13 protein-coding genes are annotated in these 16224 nt (G+C 62.1%); 11 read left to right on the top strand and 2 right to left on the bottom strand.

Annotation, left to right across the window (positions count from 1 at the left end; all coding sequences use genetic code 11):
* Nucleotides 1-13 precede the first annotated feature (13 nt).
* From F475_RS14500 to F475_RS14480, 5 genes are all read left to right on the top strand, one after another.
* Entirely contained in the window at nt 14-601 is a 588-nt protein-coding gene (locus tag F475_RS14500; RefSeq protein WP_018925683.1) for a DUF2796 domain-containing protein, read from the top strand.
* Nucleotides 602-648: 47 nt separating this feature from the next.
* A complete protein-coding gene (locus F475_RS14495) occupies nt 649-1359 on the top strand; it encodes an ABC transporter ATP-binding protein (protein WP_019650853.1) in 711 nt (236 codons plus the stop codon).
* Nucleotide 1360: 1 nt separating this feature from the next.
* Entirely contained in the window at nt 1361-2626 is a 1266-nt protein-coding gene (locus tag F475_RS14490) for an ABC transporter permease (protein ID WP_007933653.1), read from the top strand.
* Nucleotides 2627-2637: 11 nt separating this feature from the next.
* The gene (locus F475_RS14485; protein WP_018925681.1) at nt 2638-3156 is read left to right on the top strand and encodes a DUF3299 domain-containing protein; all 519 of its coding nucleotides are present in this window, start codon (nt 2638-2640) and stop codon (nt 3154-3156) included.
* A gap of 164 nt (nt 3157-3320) precedes the next feature.
* Nucleotides 3321-4019 (top strand): OmpW family protein, encoded by a 699-nt coding sequence (locus F475_RS14480; RefSeq protein ID WP_111454189.1) that lies wholly within the window; start codon nt 3321-3323, stop codon nt 4017-4019.
* A gap of 180 nt (nt 4020-4199) precedes the next feature.
* Here the strand turns inward: F475_RS14480 and F475_RS14475 are convergent, their stop codons facing one another.
* Both F475_RS14475 and F475_RS14470 read right to left on the bottom strand, forming a co-directional pair.
* Nucleotides 4200-5129: an NAD-dependent epimerase/dehydratase family protein gene (locus F475_RS14475; RefSeq protein WP_111454188.1), complete on the bottom strand. Its 930-nt coding sequence runs from the start codon at nt 5127-5129 to the stop codon at nt 4200-4202.
* Nucleotides 5122-6006, bottom strand: a complete 885-nt coding sequence (locus F475_RS14470; RefSeq protein WP_032833719.1) for a sugar nucleotide-binding protein — start codon at nt 6004-6006, stop codon at nt 5122-5124. The genes F475_RS14475 and F475_RS14470 overlap by 8 nt, the downstream gene beginning before the upstream one ends.
* Nucleotides 6007-6231: 225 nt before the next feature.
* Between F475_RS14470 and F475_RS14465 the strand changes: the two genes are divergently transcribed.
* The 6 genes from F475_RS14465 to F475_RS14440 all read left to right on the top strand — a co-directional run bounded on the left by F475_RS14465 (nt 6232) and on the right by F475_RS14440 (nt 16193).
* Nucleotides 6232-10572 (top strand): DEAD/DEAH box helicase, encoded by a 4341-nt coding sequence (locus F475_RS14465; RefSeq protein WP_111454187.1) that lies wholly within the window; start codon nt 6232-6234, stop codon nt 10570-10572.
* A gap of 271 nt (nt 10573-10843) precedes the next feature.
* The gene (locus tag F475_RS14460) at nt 10844-12055 is read left to right on the top strand and encodes an MFS transporter (protein WP_111454186.1); all 1212 of its coding nucleotides are present in this window, start codon (nt 10844-10846) and stop codon (nt 12053-12055) included.
* A 151-nt stretch (nt 12056-12206) separates the two neighbouring features.
* A complete protein-coding gene (locus F475_RS14455; RefSeq protein WP_111454185.1) occupies nt 12207-13133 on the top strand; it encodes a DUF72 domain-containing protein in 927 nt (308 codons plus the stop codon).
* Entirely contained in the window at nt 13130-13927 is a 798-nt protein-coding gene (locus tag F475_RS14450) for an endonuclease/exonuclease/phosphatase family protein (RefSeq protein WP_018925674.1), read from the top strand. The genes F475_RS14455 and F475_RS14450 overlap by 4 nt, the downstream gene beginning before the upstream one ends.
* Complete coding sequence (gene clsB / locus F475_RS14445; RefSeq protein ID WP_111454184.1) at nt 13924-15210, top strand: cardiolipin synthase ClsB; 1287 nt, start codon at nt 13924-13926, stop codon at nt 15208-15210. The genes F475_RS14450 and clsB overlap by 4 nt, the downstream gene beginning before the upstream one ends.
* Nucleotides 15207-16193 (top strand): lysylphosphatidylglycerol synthase domain-containing protein, encoded by a 987-nt coding sequence (locus tag F475_RS14440; protein WP_111454183.1) that lies wholly within the window; start codon nt 15207-15209, stop codon nt 16191-16193. Before clsB ends, F475_RS14440 begins: the two co-directional genes overlap by 4 nt.
* Nucleotides 16194-16224: the final 31 nt, after the last annotated feature.

Below are 16224 nucleotides of genomic sequence, written 5' to 3'. Positions count from 1 at the left end.
TCGGAGACCCGTCATGCGCCGTCTGCTGCTCGCTTTGCCGTTTGCCTTGTTACCGCTGGCTGTCGCCCACGCGGCTGTCGAGCAAGATCACGACCATGAGCACGGCAGCCTCGGTGCCCACGAACACGGCGTCGGTCGCTTGAATGCGGCGCTGGACGGCCAGACCCTGGAGCTGGAGCTGGAAAGCCCGGCAATGAACCTGGTGGGTTTCGAGCACGCCGCCACCACCGATGCCGACAAGGCCAAAGTCGCCGCCGTCCGTGCCCAACTGGAAAAACCACTGACACTGTTCAACCTGCCGAAAGCCGCCGGTTGCGTGGTCGCGACCCAGGAGCTGGAAAGCCCGTTGTTCGGTGACAAACCGGATGCCGACGATGAGCATGAAGAAGCCAAGGACGGTCACGAGCATCAACATGACCACAGCGAAATCCACGCCCGTTACCAATTCAGCTGCTCGGCCCCGGGCGCGCTGAAGACCCTGGACCTGGCGACTGTCTTCAACACGTTCCCGGCTACCCAGAAGATTCAGGTACAACTGATCAGTCCGAGCGGACAGCAAGGGGTTGAAGTGACGGCCAAAACCGCCGCCCTGAAATTCTGATCCGACACCGCTCCCACAGGGTTCACCATCAACCTGACCGGTTTCACATGACCCAAGCACTCATCGAACTGTCCGACCTGGGCTTCAGCTGGCCCGGTCACCCACCGTTGCTGGACATCCCGGCGTTTCGCCTGGAGCCTGGTGAAACCCTGTTCCTCAAAGGCCCCAGCGGCAGCGGCAAGACCACCCTGCTCGGCTTGCTCGGCGGTGTGCAAAAGCCTGATCGCGGCAGCATCCGGCTGCTCGGCCAGGAATTGACTGAACTGTCTGCCGGGGCTCGCGACCACTTCCGGGTCGATCACACCGGCTACATCTTCCAGCAGTTCAACTTGCTGCCGTTTCTGTCGGTGCGGGAGAACGTCGAACTGCCCTGTCACTTCTCGAAACTGCGCGCCGAGCGGGCGAAACAACGCCACGGCAGCGTCGATCAGGCCGCCGCCACCCTGCTCGCCCATCTGGGCCTGAAAGACGAAAACATTCTGGGCCGTCGTGCCGATTCGCTGTCCATCGGCCAGCAGCAGCGAGTCGCTGCCGCGCGTGCGCTGATCGGTCAGCCGGAACTGGTGATCGCCGACGAACCGACCTCGGCACTGGATTACGACGCCCGCGAAAACTTCATTCGCCTGCTGTTCGCCGAATGCCGCGAAGCCGGCTCGAGCCTGTTGTTCGTCAGCCACGATCAGAGCCTCGCACCGCTGTTCGATCGCCACCTGTCGCTGGCCGATCTCAATCGCGCCGCCACCCCGTCCGAGGTTTGAGATGTATTTGTTTCGTCTAGCCATGGCCAGCCTCGCTAACCGTCGCTTCACCGCGATCCTCACCGCGTTCGCCATCGCCCTGTCGGTCTGCCTGCTGCTGGCGGTGGAGCGGGTGCGCACCGAGGCCAAGGCCAGTTTCGCCAGCACCATCAGCGGCACCGATCTGATCGTCGGCGCGCGTTCCGGCTCGGTGAACCTGCTGCTGTATTCGGTATTCCGTATCGGCAACGCCACCAACAACATCCGCTGGGACAGCTTCGAGCAGTTCGCCAACAACCCGAAAGTGAAGTGGGCGATCCCGATGTCCCTCGGCGATTCCCATCGTGGTTATCGGGTGATGGGCACCACTGAGGCGTACTTCGAGCATTACCAGTACGGCCATCAACAGCATCTGGAACTGGCCGACGGCCGTGCCTTCGCCAGCGATCCGTTCGAAGTGGTGCTCGGTGCCGAAGTGGCCGACGCGCTGCACTACAAACTCGGCGACAAACTGGTGCTGGCCCATGGCGTGGCGGCAATTAGCCTGGTCAAGCATGACGACAAACCGTTCACCGTGGTCGGCATTCTCAAACGCACCGGCACCCCGGTGGACCGCACGCTGCACATCAGCCTCGGCGGCATGGAAGCGATCCACATCGACTGGCACAACGGTGTACCGGCGCGGGGTAACGGTCGGGTCAGTGCCGATCAGGCGCGTAACATGGACCTGACGCCGCAAGCGATCACCGCGTTCATGCTCGGCCTTAACAACAAGATTTCGACCTTCGCGTTGCAACGTGAAATCAACGAATTCCGTGGCGAACCGATGCTGGCAATCCTGCCGGGTGTGGCGTTGCAGGAGCTGTGGAGTTTGATGAGCACGGCGGAAAAAGCCTTGTTCGTCGTCTCGCTGTTCGTGGTGCTGACCGGGTTGATCGGCATGCTCACGGCGATTCTCACCAGCCTCAACGAGCGGCGCCGGGAGATGGCGATTCTGCGTTCGGTGGGCGCGCGGCCATGGCATATCGCGACTTTACTGGTGCTGGAAGCGTTTGCCCTGGCGCTGTCGGGAGTGATTGCCGGCGTGGCGCTGCTGTATGTGGGCATCGCCGTGGCGCAGGGTTACGTGCAGTCGAATTACGGTTTGTACCTGCCGCTGGCCTGGCCAAGCGAATATGAATGGACGCTGCTCGGTGGCATCCTGATCGCCGCGCTGCTGATGGGCAGCGTGCCGGCCTGGCGCGCTTATCGCCAATCCTTGGCCGATGGCCTGTCGATCCGCCTGTGAGGACGTTGAACATGCCCCGCGCTCTGCTTGCGCTGTTGATGCTGGTTGCTCTGCCGCTGTGGGCGGCCGAGCCGAAAGACCTGACCTGGTCGGAAATGATCCCGCCGGATGCCCCGCCGGAAGTGCCGAACATGACGCCGCTGCACGACCTGTCGAAGATGAGCGACGCATTGTCCGCGGAGTCGGCCCCGGCCGCCAAACAGGACATGCCGAACGCGCCGGTGGTGAAAAGTCTCGATGGCCAGAACATTCGCTTGCCGGGGTACATCGTACCGCTGGAGGTCAGTGAAGAAGGCCGCACCACGGAGTTTCTGCTGGTGCCGTATTTCGGCGCCTGCATCCACGTACCGCCTCCGCCGTCGAACCAGATCGTGCACGTCAAAAGCGAAGTCGGCGTGAAGCTCGATGAGCTGTACCAGCCGTACTGGGTCGAAGGTGCGTTGCAGGTCAAGGCGTCCACCAGCGAACTGGCGGATGCCGGGTATCAGATGGAGGCGCAGAAGATTTATGTGTATGAACTGCCGGAGTGAATCCGGTGGTTATCTGTCGCCTACAAGACTGCCATCGCGGGTTTGCCCGCGATGAGGCCCTCAAAATCAGCCCATCACTGTTTCGTTGAGCTGAGTCAAAAGACCGTATCAGTTGGATCCCTACCATTGGACATCAAGCATTTTTAACGTCCTTTGGAGCCCCCATGCACAAGTCCCTGCTCAGCGCTTCGCTGCTTGCCCTCGCGCTCGCAGCCCCGCTCACCCATGCCCATGAGGCTGGCAATATCATCGTTCGGGCCGGTGCGATCACCGTCAATCCGACAGCCGACAGCTCCAGCGTCAAGGTCGATCAAGGCCCGCTGAAGGGCGCCGACCTGGGTGGCAAGGCCACCATGAGCAGCGACACGCAACTGGGCCTGAACTTCGCCTACATGATCACCAACCACCTGGGGATCGAACTGCTCGCGGCCTCGCCGTTCGAGCATGAGGTGAAGCTCAAAGGCACCGCGCTCGGCGCCGCCAACGGCAAACTCGGCACCCTGAAACACCTGCCGCCGACCCTGAGCCTGGTCTACTATCCGATGGATGCCAAGTCCGCATTCCAGCCGTATGTCGGCGGCGGAATCAACTACACCTGGATCTACGACGAGCACGTCAGCAGCGAAGCCAGCGCCAATGGCTTCAGCAACTTCAACGCGAAAAACTCCTGGGGCCTGGCCTGGGAAGTCGGTGCCGACTACATGCTGACCGACAACGTGATGATCAACGCCCAGGTGCGCTACATCGACATCGACACCCGTGCCACCGTGGAAAACAACGCCGTGGCTCCGGGCACCCGCGCACGGGTGAACGTGGACGTCGATCCGTTCATCTACATGGTCGGTCTGGGTTACAAGTTCTAAGGAACGTTCACGTGGTGGTGAATGAGGCGTTGTGACGGGCAGACTCAGATCTGATGGCGGCCGATACGCGGTCGACCTGGAGTAAAGCTCCCCCGTCACGGGGATTGCATCAGCGGTAACGCAAATTCCAGCCGTGAAAAAGGCGCCTTCAAGGCGCCTTTTTCACAACTGTGTAAAACCTCAGCGCCCCAACAACCGCGCCAGGCCAACGCTCATCGGCGTCTGCTCCGGGTAGGTGAACTGCTCCAGCAAACGCCGGTTATTCGCTCGTGAATGGCGGATGTCACCGGAACGCGCCGGGCCATAGCTAACGGGCGGCAGCTTGCCAACTACGGCTTCAAGGGCTTCAAGCATTTGCTTGAGGGTCGTCGCCTGATTCCAGCCGACATTCACCGCACCGACCTCGACCTGCGGTTTCTCGATGGCTTGCACCAGCACGTCCACCAGATCCTCGACGTAGACAAAATCCCGAGTCTGCTCGCCATCACCGAACACGGTGATCGGCAGGCCTTTCTGCGCGCGCTCGCTGAAAATGCTGATCACACCGGAGTATGGCGAAGACGGATCCTGACGCGGGCCGAAAATGTTGAAGAAGCGGAAAATCACCGGTTCCAGACCGTGCTGGCGGCGATAGAAATCGAAGTAATGCTCGCTCGCCAACTTGTCCACCGCATACGGCGTCAACGGTGACTTGGGCGTGTCTTCGTCGATCGACTCGCCCTCGCCATTGTTGCCATAGACCGCTGCGCTGGACGCGTACAACACGCGTTTGACACCGGCCTGACGCATGGCCTCGCAGACGTTCAGCGAGCCGATGAAGTTGCTCTGGTGAGTTTTCACCGGGTCATCCACCGAAGCCTGCACCGAAGCCACCGCGGCCAGATGCGCCACCGCGCTGCAACCGAGCATCGCCTGCGCCACCAGGGCGGCATCAGCGACATCGCCTTCGATCAGTTCGACGAGGGGATTGTCCATCGGCAGGTTGCTGCGCTTGCCGGTGGACAGGTCATCGAGAATTCGCACCGAATGACCTTTGGCAAGCAAGGCATCGGTCAGGTGCGAACCGATGAAACCGGCGCCGCCGGTGATTAAAACAGGGCCGTCAGCCATGGCGATAAAACCTATCCAGTAAGCCCGGGAGTGCCGCGCGCCAGGCGCGGGGCTTGATCCCGAAAGTGTGCAGAATTTTCTTGCAGGCCAGCACCGCGTGTTGCGGTTCTTCGGCAGCGTCGGGCCGCGCGGCGTGAGCCTGGGCGGTCGGCGCTTCGATGGCCAGCGGATGCAGGGCGCGCGCTTCAGTGAGAATCGCCTGCCCCAGTGCCAGCGGTGTGGTCGCCTCATGCCCGGCGTAGTGGTAGGTGCCCCACAGCGGCGCAGCACAATCGAGTTGCTTGAGCACCGAAATGATCACTCGGGCAGCGTCGTCCACCGGCGTCGGATTACCGCGACGATCATCCGCCAACAGCAGTTCTTCAGCTTTCTCGGCCCGGGCGAGGAATCGCCCGAGGGTGCCCTCGGGGCTGTCATCGAGCAGCCAGCCGAAACGCAGCAACACATGCTGTGGACAAGTGGCGCGCACGCTTTGCTCAATGCGCCACAAAGCTTGACCGCGCAGGCCCAACGGTACCGGTTCGTCTTTTTCGCTGTAGGCGGTCGCCCGGGAGCCATCGAACACGCGATAACTCGACGGTTGCACCAGCACGATGTTGTGATGCTGGCACAATTCGGCCAGACGCTCGATGGCGCGCTCCTGCCCGGCCAGACGCTGTTCGCTGACGGTCTCCGCCTGGAACCAGTCGAAATAGTAGGCGAGATTGATCAACGCATCCGGACGGGTATCGTCGAGCAGTTGCGTCAGGCTCGCGGCGTCCCAGCCGTCTTGTGGTGGGCGGGGGGCGAGGAAACCGATGTCTTCCTCCGCACCGAGGCGAATCAGCGCCTGCCCAAGGGCATTTCCGCCGCCCAGTAACATAAGGCGCATTCGCATAGAGTCAGCAGGCCCAGTCTGATTGGAACGATGGCTTTATCGACAGCGCCCGCAGGCGATGTCCTCAATAATTGCCGGAATCGTTGCATTTTGCGGGTTTAGTGCGCAACCGTCACCCGTAAAGTGTAGTTCCCGGGGATTTGTGGTGCCGCTACTGGCCTCAGGAGCAACACAGAGCCTGAGCGGTACTTGCAACTTCCCGTCCCCACCCGCATAAATTGGTTCATGAACCTGCCCATCCCCGCAGACAGCGCGCTGAACGGTTTCCACCCCGCCGTCAGCGCCTGGTTCAGCAACACCTTCGCGACGGCTACCGCCGCCCAGGCCCGGGCGTGGCCGTTGATCCGCCAGCGCCGTTCAACGCTGATTGCCGCGCCCACCGGCTCCGGCAAAACCCTCACTGCGTTTCTGGCCGTGCTCGACGATCTGGTCCATCGCGGCCTGGAAAACCCGGATGGCCTGCCGGACGAAACCCTGGTGGTCTACGTTTCGCCGCTCAAGGCCCTGTCCAACGACATCCGGATCAACCTGCAAAACCCGCTGGCCGGCATCACCGAGCAGTTACACCTGATGGGCCTGCCCGACGTGCCGATCAGCACTGCCGTGCGCACCGGCGATACGCCGCAAAAAGACCGCTCGGCCATGCGCAAAACCGCGCCGCACATTCTGGTGACCACTCCGGAATCCCTATACGTGCTGCTCGGCTCCGACTCCGGCCGGAAAATGCTCGGCACCACGCAAACGGTGATCGTCGACGAAATCCACGCCATCGCCGCCAGCAAACGCGGCAGTCACCTGGCCCTGAGCCTGGAGCGCCTGCAAGCGCTTTGCCCGCAACCGTTGGTGCGGATCGGCCTGTCCGCCACGCAAAAACCCATCGAGGCGGTATCGCGTTTTTTGGTTGGCGGTGATCGCGACTGCGAAATCATCGACATCGGCCATGCCCGCCCACGGGATCTCGATATCGAAGTGCCGCCCGTGCCGTTGTCAGCGGTGATGGCCAACGACGTGTGGGAGCTGGTCTATGACCGCCTCGCCGCCCTCGCCCGCGAACACCGGACCACGCTGATTTTCGTCAACACCCGGCGCCTGGCCGAACGCCTGAGCCGACACTTGAGCGAACGCCTCGGCAAAGACGCGGTGGCCGCCCACCATGGCAGCCTGGCCAAGGAATTTCGCCTGGACGCCGAGCAACGGCTCAAGCGCGGCGAGCTGCAAGTGCTGATCGCCACCGCCTCGCTGGAACTGGGGATTGATATCGGCGACGTCGACCTGGTGTGCCAGATCGCTTCGCCACGCTCGATTGCCGGTTTTCTGCAACGGGTCGGCCGCTCCGGGCACCAGGTCGGCGGCACGCCCAAGGGCCGATTGTTCGCCACCACCCGCGATGACCTGATCGAATGCGCCGCTTTGCTCGATTGCGTGCGCCGTGGCGAACTCGACACCTTGCTGATCCCCGAAGCGCCGCTGGACGTGCTGGCCCAGCAGATCATCGCCGAGGTCAGTTGCCAGGAATGGCACGAGCAGGCGTTGCTGGAGATGCTGCGTAAAGCCTCGCCTTACGCCAAGCTCGACGAAAAACATTATCAGGCGTTGCTGCACATGCTCGCCGAGGGCTACAACGGTCGCCAGGGCATACGTAGCGCGTACCTGCACCGGGACGCCGTAAGCCGCACCTTGCGCGGTCGTCGGGGCGCCAAGCTGACCGCCGTGACCAGCGGCGGGACGATTCCGGACAACGCCGACTACAGCGTGTTGCTGGAGCCTCAGGGGCTGAACATCGGCAGCGTCAACGAAGACTTCGCGGTGGAAAGCATCACCGGGGATATCTTTCAGCTGGGCAATACGTCGTATCGAATCCTGCGGGTCGAAACCGGCAAGGTCCGGGTCGAAGATGCTCAGGGCCAGCCGCCGACCATTCCGTTCTGGCTCGGGGAAGCACCCGGTCGCAGCAATGAACTGTCGTTCGCCGTGGCCCGTCTGCAAGCGCAACTCGATGAGCGGCTCGGCGCCACACCCGGCGATCTGCAACCAGCCCTCGACTGGCTGACCGACACCCTCGACCTGAACCTCGCCAGCGCCGAGCAACTGGTCGACTATCTGGCCCGAGCCCGCCTGACCCTCGGCGCCTTGCCGTCCCAGGACACACTGGTGATGGAGCGTTTTTTCGACGAGTCCGGTGGTACGCAATTGATCATCCACTCACCGTTCGGCAGCCGCATCAACCGCGCCTGGGGCCTGGCCCTGCGCAAGCGTTTCTGCCGCACCTTCAACTTCGAATTGCAGGCCGCCGCCAGCGAGGACGCCATCGTATTGTCGCTGTCCACCAGCCACAGCTTCGAGCTGGACGACGTCTGGCGCTACCTGCACAGCAACAGCGCCGAACATATCCTGACTCAAGCGGTGCTCGAGGCGCCGCTGTTCGGCGTGCGCTGGCGCTGGAATGCCGGGGTCGCCCTCGCGCTGCCACGCTACAGCGGCGGCCGCAAAGTGCCACCGCAGATCCAGCGGATGAAAAGCGAAGACCTGATTGCCAGCGTGTTTCCCGATCAGATCGCTTGCGTGGAAAACCTCGCCGGCGAGCGCGAGATTCCCGACCATCCGCTGGTGGAACAAACCCTCGACGATTGCCTGCACGAGGCCATGGACAGCGAAGGCTGGCTGGCGTTGTTGCGGCGCATGGAACAGGGCGATATTCGCGTGATCAGCCGCGACCTGCCGGCGCCTTCGCCACTGGCGGCGGAAATCCTCAGTGCCCGCCCCTACACCTTCCTCGACGACGCGCCGCTGGAAGAACGCCGTACTCAGGCGGTACTCAACCGTCGCTGGAGCGATCCGCAGTCCACCGACGACCTCGGTGCGCTGGACGCCGAGGCGATTGCCGCGGTGCGCGACGAAGCCTGGCCAACGCCAACCGGCCTCGATGAAATGCATGAGGCCTTGATGAGCCTGGCCTGCATCACCGACGACGAGGCCCGGGCCAACCCCAATTGGCTCGAATGGCTGAACACCCTGGCCAACAGTGGCCGCGCCAGCCGTTTGCAGATCAACGCCAAGCAATCGCTGTGGCTGCCACTGGAGCGACTGACCTGCCTGCGGGCGATTTATCCACAGGCCACCTTGTTTCCGTCGTTGGAGGCGTTGCCCGGTTTCGATGAAACCTGGGAGCCGGACGAAGCGGTGCTGGAAGTGGTCCGTGCGCGGCTCAGTGCGTTTGGTCCATTGCCGCTGAAAGCGATTGCCGAACCACTCGGTTTACCGGCGCTTCAAGTCACTCAGGCCCTGGCCCAACTGGAACGTGAAGGTTACGTGCTGCGAGGGCAATTCAGCCCCGGCGCCCGCGAAGAGGAATGTTGCGAACGGCATCTGCTAGCGCGGATTCATCGCTACACGGTCAAACGGCTGCGCCGGGAAATCGAGCCAGTGGCGTTGCAGGATTTCATGCGTTTCCTGTTCGACTGGCAGCATCTTTCCACCGTGAGCCGAGGCCAGGGCAGCGCAGTGTTGCCGGCGATCATCAGCCAGTTCGAAGGCTACCCCGCCGCCGCTTCGGCATGGGACAGCGACATTCTGCCGGCGCGGCTCAAAGACTATTCGGCGAGCTGGCTGGATGAGTTATGCCGCAGCGGCAAACTGGTCTGGACCCGCCTGACCGCGCGCAACAAGAGCACCGGCACGGCATTGCGCAGCACGCCGATTCTGCTGCTGCCGCGTAATCAGGTCGGGTTGTGGAGCAGCTTGACCGAGCAGACGCCGGTCAACGAGCTGTCGCCCAAAACACAAAAGGTCCATGCAGCACTCGGCCAGCACGGCGCGCTGTTTTTCGATGAGCTGATGCACGAGGCCCATCTGCTGCGCTCGGAACTGGAAATCGCCTTGCAGGAACTGGTCGGTGCCGGACTGGTCAACGCCGACAGTTTCGCCGGGTTGCGGGCGCTGATCACCCCGGCCAGCAAACGCCAGAATCGCAGCAGCCGACGCGGGCGTGGAGCGTTTGTCGGCGGGATGGAAGACGCCGGGCGCTGGGCCTTGCTGCGCCGCAGTGCGGTCGCGCCGGTTGTGGATAAACCGGTTGTGGATAAACAACGCCCGACGTCCACACCCACAGAAACCCTGGAACACATCGCCATGACCTTGCTGCGCCGGTACGGCGTGGTGTTCTGGCGCTTGCTGGAGCGCGAGGCGGACTGGTTGCCGAGTTGGCGGGAATTGCTGCGCACGTTCCATCGGCTGGAGGCCCGGGGCGAGATTCGTGGCGGGCGGTTTGTCAGTGGTTTGGCCGGCGAACAGTTTGCCCTGCCCGAGGCGATCCCGTTGTTGCGCGAAGTCAGGCGGCGCCCCCATGACGGTAGTTTGATCGCGGTGTGCGGGGTGGATCCGCTGAACCTCGCCGGCACCTTGCTGCCGGGCGTAAAAGTGCCGGCGCTCGCGAGCAATCGGCTGGTGTATCGCGATGGCTTGCCGGCTGCCGCCGAGATCGCCGGCAAGCAGCAGTTCTGGCTGGAGCTGGATCAGCAATCGACTACAGAAGTACGCAACACACTGATCCGCCACTCCCCCCTGTAGGATTCAATCTCCTGTGGCGAGGGAGCTTGCTCCCGCTGGGGTGCGAAGCGCCCCCAAAACCTGTAAACCAATTTCTCCCGGATGCACCGCGCTGTATGGCTTTGCGACTGCTCCGCAGCCGAGCGGGAGCAAGCTCCCTCGCCACAAGGTTTAATACCAGCCGTGAGATATTTGACCTGCACGCAAATATCAAATGCCCATCCCTGTATTTTTCCGCACGTCCCAAACCCCGACACTGCGCTCCATCAATCAATCCACCGGAGTTGCAGCCATGCCCATTGCCTTGCTGGCGCTGACCCTCAGCGCTTTCGCCATCGGGACGACGGAGTTCGTCATCGTTGGCCTGTTACCCACCATCGGCGCCGACCTCGGCGTCAGCCTGCCGTCTGCCGGTTTGCTGGTCAGTTTGTATGCACTCGGGGTGGCCGTCGGCGCGCCGGTACTGACCGCCCTCACCGGCAAAGTCCCGCGTAAATTGCTGCTGTTGTCGCTGATGGTGCTGTTCACCCTCGGCAACTTGTTGGCCTGGAAAGCACCGAGCTACGAGTCGCTGATCATTGCGCGGATCGTCACCGGCCTGGCCCACGGGGTGTTTTTCTCAATTGGCTCGATCATCGCCACCAGCCTGGTGCCTAAGGAAAAAGCCGCCAGCGCAATTGCCATCATGTTCACCGGCCTGACTGTGGCGCTGGTCACTGGCGTGCCGCTGGGGACGTTTATCGGTCAGCATTTCGGCTGGCGTGAAACCTTCCTCGCGGTGTCTGCACTGGGTGTGATCGCCTTCATCGGCAGCCTGCTCTACGTACCGAAGAACATCGCCCACAGCAAACCGGCTTCGCTGTTGCAGCAGTTGCAAGTGCTCAAGCAACCGCGCCTGTTGTTGGTGTATGCCATGACGGCGGTCGGCTACGGCGGCTCGTTCATCGCCTTCACCTTTCTGGCACCGATTCTTCAGGACATTGCGGGCTTCAGCGCCAGCACCGTCAGCCTGGTGCTGCTGGTGTACGGCATCTCGGTGGCCGTCGGCAACATCTGGGGCGGCAAGCTGGCGGACAAGCGCGGCCCGATTGGCGCCCTGAAAATCATCTTCGCCCTGCTCGCCGCCGTACTGTTCGCACTGACCTTCACCGCAGCCAATCCATGGCTGGCCCTGGTCACTGTGCTGGTCTGGGGTGCGGTGGCGTTCGGTAACGTGCCGGGGCTGCAGGTGTATGTGGTGCGTCAGGCCGAACATCACACCCCGCATGCGGTGGACGTGGCGTCGGGCCTGAACATTGCGGCGTTCAACCTCGGCATAGCCGGTGGTGCGTGGGGTGGTGGTTTGATCGTGGCGCATATGGGCCTGATCCATACCGCGTGGATCGGTGGCCTGGTGGTGTTGGTGGCATTGGCACTGACCGCCTGGAGTGGTCGTCTCGATCGATTGGGTCCAGTGTATGCCGAGCCGGCTGAAGGTTCGGCCCGGATCGTCGCCGGACACTGATAGATCAAAAGATCGTAGCCTTCGGCAACGCCTGCGCGCCTGTGGGAGCTGCCGAAGGCTGCGATCTTTTGCCCGTCCGTACCCCCGTCGAAACTTTCTCGCACACCCGGCAGTCATCAAAAGACAGGGCTGTCCGAGGATGGGAGGCGACATGGCGGCGATTCATATCGGTATTTCAGGCTGGCGCTACACGCCCTGGCGGGGAGCCTTCTACCCGAAGGGGCTGACCCACAAACGCGAATTGCAATTCGCGTCACGGGCGGTCAACAGCATCGAAATCAATGGATCATTCTACGCCCTGCAACGCCCCGAACGTTACGCCCAGTGGTACGCCGAAACCCCGGAGGGCTTCGTGTTCAGCGTCAAGGCGCCGCGTTTCATCACCCACATCAAGCGCTTGCGGGAGATCCATAAACCCCTGGCGAATTTCTTCGCCTCCGGGGTGCTGGAACTCAAGGAAAAACTCGGCCCGATCCTTTGGCAGTTCCCACCTAGCTTCAAATTCGACCCGGAGCTGTTCGAACACTTTCTTGAACAACTGCCCCACGACACCGAACAGGCCGCCGCCCTTGCCCGCCAGCACGAACCACGTCTGAACGGTCACGCCAGCATGAAGGCCTACGGCAAAAAACCAGTGCGTCATGCCGTGGAAATTCGCCACGAAAGCTTTGTCGATCCGGCCTTCGTCCGGCTGCTCAAACGCTACAACACCGCGTTGGTGATTGCCGACACCGCCGGCAAATGGCCGTATCGCGAAGACCTCACCAGCGATTTCGTCTACCTGCGCCTGCACGGCGCCGAAGAACTCTACGCCAGCGGTTACACCCCTCAAGCGCTGCAACGCTGGAGCGAGCGGATCGAGGCCTGGCATCACGGCCAGCAACCGGTAGATCCGCAATTGATCGCGCCCCGGCAAAAACCCAAGACTCGCAGATCCCGGGAAGTGTTCTGCTATTTCGATAACGACATCAAAGTCCGCGCGCCCTTCGATGCCCGCCACCTGCTTGAGCGTTTGCATCTCGACAAAGACCTGGTCACGGCCCCCGGCGAGCCGGTTGCCGAAGGAGCGCTGCCATGAGCATTCCCGAACCGGTCGGCGGAACGGATGAACAGCAACCCATCATCAATGCCGTGAGCCGCTTCACCGTGCTGACGGTCAACACCCACAAGGGGTTCACCGCACTCAATCGGCGCTTCATCCTGCCCGAGTTGCGCGAAGCGGTGCGCAGTGTGTCCGCCGATGTGGTGTTTTTGCAGGAGGTCCACGGCACCCACGAACAGCATCCCCAGCGCTACAACAATTGGCCGGCGATGCCCCAGTACGAATTCCTTGCCGATAGCCTGTGGCCGCAATTCGCCTACGGGCGCAACGCGGTCTATCCGGCGGGCGATCACGGCAATGCACTGTTGTCGAAATTCCAGATCATTCGCCACGACAACCTCGACGTGTCCATCAGCGGCCATGAAAACCGTGGAGTCCTGCATTGCGTGTTGCGGATGCCCGGCGATGGCCGGGAAGTGCATGCCATTTGCGTCCATCTGGGTCTGCGCGAAAGCCACCGGACGGCACAGCTCAAGCTGCTGATCCGACGCCTGGAAGAGTTACCGCAAGATGCCCCGGTGGTGGTCGCCGGCGACTTCAACGACTGGCGCCAACGCGCCGATGCGTTGCTCAAGCCTTGCGGTTTGCGTGAGGTCTTTGCCGAGCAGCATGGCAAACCGGCGCGCAGTTTCCCCGCGCGTTTGCCGGCGTTACGCCTGGACCGCATCTACGTGCGCCATCTCAAGGCCAGCCATCCGCAAGTGCTGGCGGCACGCCCCTGGTCACACCTTTCCGACCATGCGCCCCTGTCGGTGGAGATCGAGTTATGAGCAGCCCATCGATGGAAAAAACCACGGTCGAACACGTCTCCCCTCCTCCCCCCGTGCGCGAGCCTGCGGTGACTGAAGTTGAATACGGCTGGCACGGTAACAACCGGGTCGAGTTGCTGGAAAACGGTGAGGCGTACTTTCCACGGGTGTTTGAAGTGCTGCGCCAGGCCCAGAGGGAAATCCTCCTGGAAACCTTCATTTTGTTCGAAGACAAGGTCGGCAACGAACTTCAACAGATCCTGATTGAAGCAGCGCAACGCGGCGTACGCATTACCGTCAGCCTCGACGGTTTTGGCTGTGGCGAACTGAGCACGGAGTTCCTCGCCGCCCTGAGCAACGCAGGCGTGCACCTGCAAATATTCGACCCTGCCCCGCGTCACCTGGGCATCCGCACCAACTGGTTCCGCCGTCTGCACCGCAAGATTGTGGTGGTCGACGGCACGATTGCGTTCCTCGGTGGGATCAATTTTTCCGCCGACCATCTGGCCGACTTCGGCCCCGAGGCCAAGCAGGATTATTCGGTTGAAGTGCAAGGCCCGGCAGTGGCCGATATTCATCATTTCGCCCTGCTAAAAAGCGGTCGACCGGCTCGGGCCAAATACTGGTGGCAGCGCCGCCGGCAGCGGCACGCTGAACTGGCGGTCAGCGATCATGACGGTCAGGTGCGGCTGGTGTATCGCGACAACGCAGAACACCCAAACGATATCGAAGAGGTGTATTTGCAGGTGCTGCGCAGTGCCCGGCGTCGCGTGGTGATCGCCAATGCCTACTTCTTTCCAGGCTATCGGCTGCTGCGCGAGATTCGCAATGCGGCACGCCGGGGGGTCGAGGTGCGCCTGATTCTTCAGGGACAACCGGACCTGCGGGTGGCCAGGCTCGCCGCGCGCATGACCTACGATTACCTGCTGCGGGCCGGGGTGGTGATCTACGAATATTGCGACCGCCCACTGCACGGCAAAGTCGCCCTGGTCGACGAGGACTGGAGCACTGTCGGCTCAAGCAACCTCGATCCGCTGAGCCTGTCCCTGAACCTGGAAGCCAACGTGCTGATCCGCGACCGTGCCTTCAACCGCGATCTGTACGAGCGTCTCGACGAGTTGAGCAGCAACCATTGCAAGGTCATGTCGGTGGACACAGCCCCTCGCGGGCGGATCTGGGACATGACCATCGGCTTTCTGGTGTTTCACTTCCTGCGGCATTTCCCCGCATGGGCCGGTTGGTTGCCGGCGCATAAACCGCGCCTGAAGCCCTTCATCCACCCACCCGGGAGCGCCAAGGCATGAGCCATTCCGAAGCGCAGCCTGCGTCGCACTCCGACACGCCGGGCAAACACCACTGGCACCGCTGGAAAAGGCCGCTGACGATGCTGTTTTTCCTGGCGCTGATCGTATTGTTCACGATGCTCGCCCAGCGCATCGAATGGAACGAAGTGTTCGATACCCTGGCTGATTTCAAAGTACGCACGTTGATCATTGCGTCAGGTGTGACCCTGGCAAGCTTTCTGGTCTATGCCTGTTTCGACCTGATCGGGCGCACCTACATCCGGCAGAACCTGACCTGGCGGCAGATCCTCCCGGTGGGGATCATCAGCTATGCCTTCAACCTCAACCTGAGCGCCTGGGTCGGCGGCGTCGCCATGCGTTATCGGCTGTATTCGCGGCTCGGCGTGAGCAAAGGCAACATCGCAAAAATCCTCGGGCTGAGCCTGGCGACCAACTGGTTCGGCTACATGGTAATTGCCGGCGCGGTGTTCAGCAGCGGCCTGATGCGAATGCCGCCAGGCTGGAAAGTGAGCAGCAATGCACTGCAAGACGTGGGGATTTTGTTGCTGCTGTTGAGCACGGGATATCTGGCGGCCTGCCGGTATTCCAGGCGCCGGAAATGGTCGGTTCGCGGCGTGGATATCATTCTGCCGTCGCTGCGCATGGCAATCCTGCAACTGGCCCTCGGCGCACTGAACTGGGCGCTGATGGCGGCGGTGATCTTCACGTTGCTGCCGAGCAAACTGGACTATCCGCCGGTGCTTGGTGTGTTGCTGATCAGCGCCATTGCCGGGGTCATCACCCATATCCCGGCCGGGCTCGGTGTGTTGGAGGCGGTGTTCGTGGCGCTGCTGCAGCACGAAGTATCGCGGGGCAGCCTGGTGGCGGGGTTGATCGCTTATCGGGCGATCTATTTCATTCTGCCGCTGCTGATAACCGTGGTGATGTACCTGGTGGTGGAAGCCAAGGCCAAGTCGTTGCGGATCTCGAAGAAACCTCGGTGAGATGTGGTTTGCCTGCGAACGACCGCAAGAC

This window comes from Pseudomonas sp. URMO17WK12:I6 (assembly GCF_003253625.1).
GTDB lineage: Bacteria > Pseudomonadota > Gammaproteobacteria > Pseudomonadales > Pseudomonadaceae > Aquipseudomonas.
Note: the sequence above shows the minus strand (reverse complement) of the source record. Positions and strands in the feature narration are given on the sequence as shown.